At 69.2% G+C, this 6099-nt stretch carries 6 protein-coding genes; all 6 read left to right on the top strand.

Annotated elements, in window-relative coordinates:
• Window positions 1-297, top strand: a 297-nt coding sequence (locus tag HUU95_RS06240) for a hypothetical protein (protein WP_217429785.1), incomplete at its 5' end; no start/stop codon positions are given.
• The gene (locus tag HUU95_RS06235; protein WP_174279325.1) at window positions 294-1268 is read left to right on the top strand and encodes a GNAT family N-acetyltransferase; all 975 of its coding nucleotides are present in this window, start codon (window positions 294-296) and stop codon (window positions 1266-1268) included. The genes HUU95_RS06240 and HUU95_RS06235, both read left to right, overlap by 4 nt.
• A 94-nt stretch (window positions 1269-1362) precedes the next feature.
• The gene (locus tag HUU95_RS06230) at window positions 1363-3045 is read left to right on the top strand and encodes a DUF1800 domain-containing protein (RefSeq protein WP_254602654.1); all 1683 of its coding nucleotides are present in this window, start codon (window positions 1363-1365) and stop codon (window positions 3043-3045) included.
• On the top strand, window positions 3045-4436 hold the full coding sequence (locus HUU95_RS06225; RefSeq protein ID WP_174279323.1) for a DUF1501 domain-containing protein: 1392 nt from the start codon (window positions 3045-3047) through the stop codon (window positions 4434-4436). Before HUU95_RS06230 ends, HUU95_RS06225 begins: the two co-directional genes overlap by 1 nt.
• Window positions 4437-4491: 55 nt before the next feature.
• On the top strand, window positions 4492-5583 hold the full coding sequence (locus HUU95_RS06220; protein ID WP_174279322.1) for a catalase family protein: 1092 nt from the start codon (window positions 4492-4494) through the stop codon (window positions 5581-5583).
• A 59-nt stretch (window positions 5584-5642) separates the two neighbouring features.
• A partial coding sequence (locus tag HUU95_RS06215) for a metallophosphoesterase family protein (RefSeq protein WP_174279321.1) occupies window positions 5643-6099 on the top strand: 457 nt, incomplete at its 3' end.

Raw genomic sequence — 6099 nt, 5'->3', positions numbered from 1 at the left:
GACCTGGCGATGCTCGGCGACGGGAGCGTCGACCTGTTGCTCGCGGTCGACAGCTGGGTGTTCGTCGTCCCCGCCGGCCCGGCGGTGGCCGACGTGATGACGGCCGAGATCGCGCGCGTGCTCGCGCCGGGCGGCGACTGGCTCGTCTTCAACTGGTCCTACCGGGGCGACCCCGCGCTCGACGAGGCGGACGCGCGCGCGCTCGCGGCCCGGCATGGGCTGGAGGTGGTCCGCTGCGGCGAGCGGCCCTTCGCGATCTGGGACGGCGTCGGCTTTCACCTGCGCAAGCCCGCGTGACGCCGGCCGAGCATTGGGCGCTGTGGGAGGCGGACCCGCGCGCGACGCCGTTCCAGTCGCCCGCCTGGATCGATCCCTGGTGGCAGGTGTTCGGCGGCCCCGAACGCCTCGACATCGAGGTCCGCGACGGCGACCGCCTTGTCGCCGCGCTGCCCGCGCAGGTCTGGCACGACGGCGACACGCGCCGGCTGATCCCGGCCCCCCCCGGCCAGTCCGATTACAGCGACGCGCTGATCGACCCCGCCGTCCCCGACGCAGCCGCGCGGCTATGGCACGCGATCGGCGCGACGGCCGATCGGTGGGACGAGGTGCTGCTGCCCGACCTTCGCCCCGGTTCGCCGCTGCTGCGGCCGCCCCCGCCCGGCTGGACGGTGGCGGACGCGCCGGGCGAGGTCTGTCCGGTGCTGACGCTGCCGGACGGCCCCCTGCTGCCGAGCCTGAGCAAGTCGCAGCGGCGCAAGGTGGTCCACGACCGCCATCGCGCGGTCGCCGCCGGCGGCGTTGAGGAAGGGCTCGCCACGCCCGAGCAGGTCCCGGCGCTGCTCGACGACCTGTTCGCGCTCCACGCCGCCCGCTGGCAGGCGCTGGGCGAACCCGGTGTGCTCGGCGACGCGCGGATGCAGGGATTCCTGCGCCTTGCCGCGCGCGAGCTGGCCGATCGCGGACTTCTTCGCATCGCCTACGCCAACTTCCGCGTCCGAAACGTCGCGGTACTGTTCGCGCTCGCCGACCGCTCCCGCACCCACTCCTACGCCTTGGGCACCGCCGCCGACGTCCCGGGCCAGAGCTTCGGCTCCATGGCCTTCGCCACCCTGATCGAGCACGCCGCCGCCAGCGGCGATGCGGAGTTCCACTTCCTGCGCGGCGAGGAATCCTATAAATATCAATGGGGCGCGCTCCCCACCGCCACCGTCCGCCGCACCGCCAAAGGACCGATCCGAGACGAGTCCTGCTTTCCGCGCGACGGATGACAAAAGCTTAACCTGTCTTTGCAATGACCTAGCCGTTAGCTGGCGACTGGATGCGAGGCACGCGGGGGTGGGGATAGCGATGTTGGATACGGGCATGGAGCCGGCCGCGACGGTCGGCGCGGACGAGACGGGCGCCGGCTGGAACGCCGCGACGGCCGCCCCCGCGCTGGCCCTTGTCCTCGCGGCATGCGGCGGTGGTGGCGCCACGACGGGGACCGCGCCCACCACCGCCTCGGCGCCGGTCGTGGTGGTCGCCGCCCCACTCACCACCACCCAGTCGAGCCGCTTCCTCGCGCAGGCGACGATGGGCGCGACCGACGCGGACATCCAGGCGGTGATCACGCGCGGCGTCGACGGCTGGCTGACCGACCAGTTCGCGATGGCCCGCGCGACCAGCCATTGGGACTGGTTGCAGAACAACGGCTACAACGTCGCCGCGAACATCAACGCCGAGACCGGCTTTGATCCCGCGATGTGGCGCCAGCTGATCGCCGAGCCGGACCAGCTGCGCCAGCGGGTCGGCATCGCGCTGCTCGACCTGCTGGTGGTCGGTATCTCGGGAGTGAACCTGAACTGGAAGCAGTTCGCGATGGCGGCCTATGTCGACTCGCTGTGGGACAACGCGTTCGGCAACTACCGGCAGATCCTCGACGCGATCACCTATAACGCCGCGATGGGATCGTTCCTGACGTTCCTCGGCAACAAGAAAGCAAACGCCACCACCGGCGCGCAGCCCGACGAGAACTATGCGCGCGAGCTGATGCAGCTGTTCACGCTGGGCCTGTACCAGCTCAACGCTGACGGCTCGGTCAAGAGCGGGGCCGACGGACAGCCGCTGGAGACCTACAAGCCCGCCGACGTCTCGGGCATCGCGCGCGTCTTCACCGGCCTCAATCTCGCCTCGTCTGACTCGACCACGCCCGCGCGTTACCGGCTGCCGCTGGTGATGACCGCCTCGACCAACGAGACGGGCACCGCCAGCTTCCTCGGCACGTCGACGGCGGGCGGCGGCACGGCGGCGGTCAAGACCGCGCTCGACACGATCTTCGCGCACCCGAACATCGCGCCGTTCGTCAGCAGGCAGCTGATCCAGCGGCTCGTTACCTCCAATCCGTCGGCCGGCTATGTCGGCCGCGTGTCCGCAGCCTTCGCCGACAATGGCAAGGGCGTGCGCGGCGACATGCAGGCGGTGATCCGCGCGATCCTGACCGACACGGAGGCGCGTTCGGATACGGTGCTGGCGAGCACCAGCGCCGGCAAGCTGCGCGAGCCGGTGACGCGGCTGACCGGCTGGGCGCGCGCGTTCGGCGCCACCTCGCCATCGGCCGCCTGGGCGATCGGCGACACTTCGTCGACCACCACCCGGCTCGGCCAGTCGCCCGGCCGCTCCAGCACCGTGTTCAACTTCTTCCGCCCCGGCTACACGCCGCCCAACACGTCGCTATCAGCCGCCGGACTGGTCGCGCCCGAGTTTCAGATCACCAACGAGCAGACCGTCGTCGCCTATGTCAATTACCTATACGGGCTGATCGTCAACGGCACCGGCGACGTGAAGGCGGACTATACCGCGATCCTCGCCAAGGCCGCCGATACCCAGGCACTGGTCGATCAGGTCAACCTCGTCCTCGCCGCCAACCAGCTTTCCGCCGCCACCGTCGCGTCGATCAAGGCGGCGGTGGACTCGATCAGCGCCACGACCGCCACCGGTCCGCAATATCGCGTCAACGCTGCGATCCTGCTGACCATGTCCTCCCCCGACTATCTGACGGTGAAGTGATGAGCTGCTTCGAGCACGATCAGTCGCGCCGCGCCTTTCTGAAGCGTGCGGGCGTCCTGGGGATCGCGGGCGCGGCGACGCCGTTCGTCACCAGCCTGGGCGCGATCGGCGAGGCGGCGGCGGCGACCGCGACCGATTACAAGGCGCTGGTCTGCGTCTTCCTCTATGGCGGCAATGACTATGCCAACACGCTGACGCCCTATGACACCGCCAGCTACGCGCAATATGCGGCAGCGCGGCAGAACATCGCGCTCGCCCGGTCCGCGCTCGACGCCACCGCGCTGACGCCGGCCAACTCGCTGGGCGGGCGCCAATATGCGCTGGCGCCGGGGCTGGCGTCGATCAAGCCACTGTTCGATCAAGGCAAGCTCGCCGCCGTGCTCAACGTCGGCACGCTGGTGATGCCCACCACCAAGGCGCAATTCACCGCGCAATCGGTCAAGCTGCCGCCCAAGCTGTTCAGCCACAACGATCAGCAGAGCTATTTTCAGGCGTCCAATCCCGAAGGCGCGACGTCGGGCTGGGGCGGGCGGATCGGCGACGTGTTCCAGTCGGGCAACGGCACCGCGACGCTCACCTGCATCAACGCGTCCGGCAATGCGGTCTACCTGACCGGCCAAGCGGCGCTGCAATATTCGATCGGCACCGGCGGGCCGATCCCGCTTTTGTCCAACTCGTCCTCGCTGTTCGGGTCGGCAACCGCGATGAGCAGCCTGCGCTCGCTGATGACCACCGCGCCGGCGCATCTGATGGCGGGCGAGCATGCCCGCATCTCCAGGCGCGCGCTCGACACCTATACGCAGGTCACCGCCGCGCTCGCGAACGCCCCGGCGACGGCGGCGCCGTTCACGGCCTTCCCGACGGGCAACTCGCTCGCCGACCAGCTCAAGATCGTCGCCCGGCTGATCTCCGTGTCGAACGATCTCGGCGCCAAGCGGCAGGTCTTCTTCGTGTCGCTCGGCGGCTTCGACCTGCACGACAATCTGGTCGCCCAGCATCCGGGGCTGATGGGCAAGGTCGGCGACGCGATGAAGGCCTTTTACGACGCCACCGCCGCGCTGGGCGTCGCGGACAAGGTGACCACCTTCACCGCCAGCGATTTCGGCCGCACGCTGCAATCCAACGACGACGGCTCCGACCATGGCTGGGGCTCGATGCACTTCGTCATGGGCGGCGCGGTCAAGGGCCAGCGCCTCTACGGCACGCCGCCCGCGATCGGCAACGGCACGCCGGACGATGTGGGGCAGGGGCGATTGCTGCCGACCATCTCCGTCGACCAGTACGCCTCGACGCTGGCAAGCTGGTTCGGCGTCTCGACCGGCCAGATGACGACGGTGCTGCCCAACATGGGCAATTACAATCCCTCGTCGTGGAGTCTCGGCTTCGTGTGAGGGAACGCGTCGGACGTGATGTGGGTTACCCGGCTGATCTTCTTGGAGAAAGCCGATGCCCAGCGTCCCCGTCCGATACTCGCCCAGCGTCGAACAGCCGCAGCCCGACGAAGGGGAGACGATCGGCAAGCTGGAGGAGCAGTTCGACATCGTCCAGCACACCACCGCGAAGGACTATGGTCACGCGGTCCGCGCGGTTCACGCCAAGGGCCATGCCATCGCGCGCGGCACGCTGACGGTGAAGGACGGGCTTGCCCCCGAACTGGCGCAGGGATTGTTCGCCCGGGCCGGCAGCTATGAGGCGGTCGCGCGGATCTCGACCCAGCCGGGCGACATCCTGGACGACAGCGTCAACTCGCCGCGTGGCTTCGCGCTCAAGCTGATCGGCGTATCCGGCGAGCGGCTGCCGGGCTCGGAGGGCGACGCGACCCAGGACTTCATCATGGTCAACGGCCCCGTCTTCGGCGCCCCCGATACCAAGAAGTTCCTCGCCAACCTGACCATGCTCGCCAAGACGACCGACAAGATGGAAGGCATCAAGAAGGCGCTGTCGGCGGTGTTGCAGCCGGTGGAGGCCGGGCTCAAGGCGATCGGGATGGCATCGCCGAACATCGAGCAGATGGGCGGCGCCCCGCCGGTCCACCCGCTTGGCGAGATCTACTACAGCCAGACCGCGTTCCGCTATGGCGATCACATCGCCAAGTTCGCGCTGTTCCCGGTTTCTCCGACGCTGACCAAGCTGACGGGTTCGCACGTCCAGACCTCCGGTCGCCCCGACGCGATCCGCGAGACGATGAACGAGGAGCTGATCGAGCATGGCGGCACCTGGGAGCTTCGCGTGCAACTGTGCCGCGATCTGGAGAAGCAGCCGGTCGAGGACGCGACGGTAGAGTGGAAGGAAGCCGACAGCCCCTTCCAGACCGTGGCCACGCTGACCGTCGAGCCGCAACTCGCCTGGGCGCCGATGGAGAGCGTCAAGACGGAAGACAGCCTGGCCTTCAACATCTGGCACGGGCTCGCCGCGCACCAGCCGCTGGGCAACATCAATCGCGCGCGCCGCGGTACCTACCAGCACTCGGCCGACTACCGTGGCCGCACCAACGGCTGCCCGATGCACGAGCCCAAGGCACTGGCGGAGGTGGCCTAAGACGGATGCGCCACCCCGGGCTTGACCCCGGGGTGGCGCATCCGCCTTGTCCGTCGCGCATGGCCAAGCTCTTTCACGTCAGCGACGTCCATTTCGGCGCGGAGGACCCCGCCGCGATCGACTGGTTCGCGCAGGTCGTGCGGGACGAGCGACCCGACGCGGTGATCATGACCGGCGACCTGACGATGCGCGCATTGCCGGGCGAGTTCGAGGCGGGGGCGGCGTGGCTCCAGTCGCTGGGCGTGCCGGTGACGGTGGAGGTCGGCAATCACGACATTCCCTATTACGACGATCCGATCCGGCGCCTGTTCCGCCCCTACCGCCGCTATGCCGCGATCGAGCGCATGGTGGAGCAGCCGCTGACGTTGCCGGGCGTGACGATCGTGCCGCTCAAGACGATCGCGCGGCTGCAATGGCGGATCGACCAGTCCAAGGGCCGGGTCAGCGCCGGCTCGCTCGCCGCCGCGCTCGCCCGCATCCGGGCGGCGCCGGCCGGCGACCTGATCCTGGTCGCCG

It is taken from the genome of Sphingomonas bacterium (assembly GCF_903643065.1).
In the GTDB taxonomy this organism is placed as follows: Bacteria; Pseudomonadota; Alphaproteobacteria; order Sphingomonadales; family Sphingomonadaceae; genus Sphingomonas.
The sequence above is the reverse complement of the archived record's forward strand: the minus strand, read 5'-3'. Positions and strand labels throughout refer to the sequence as shown.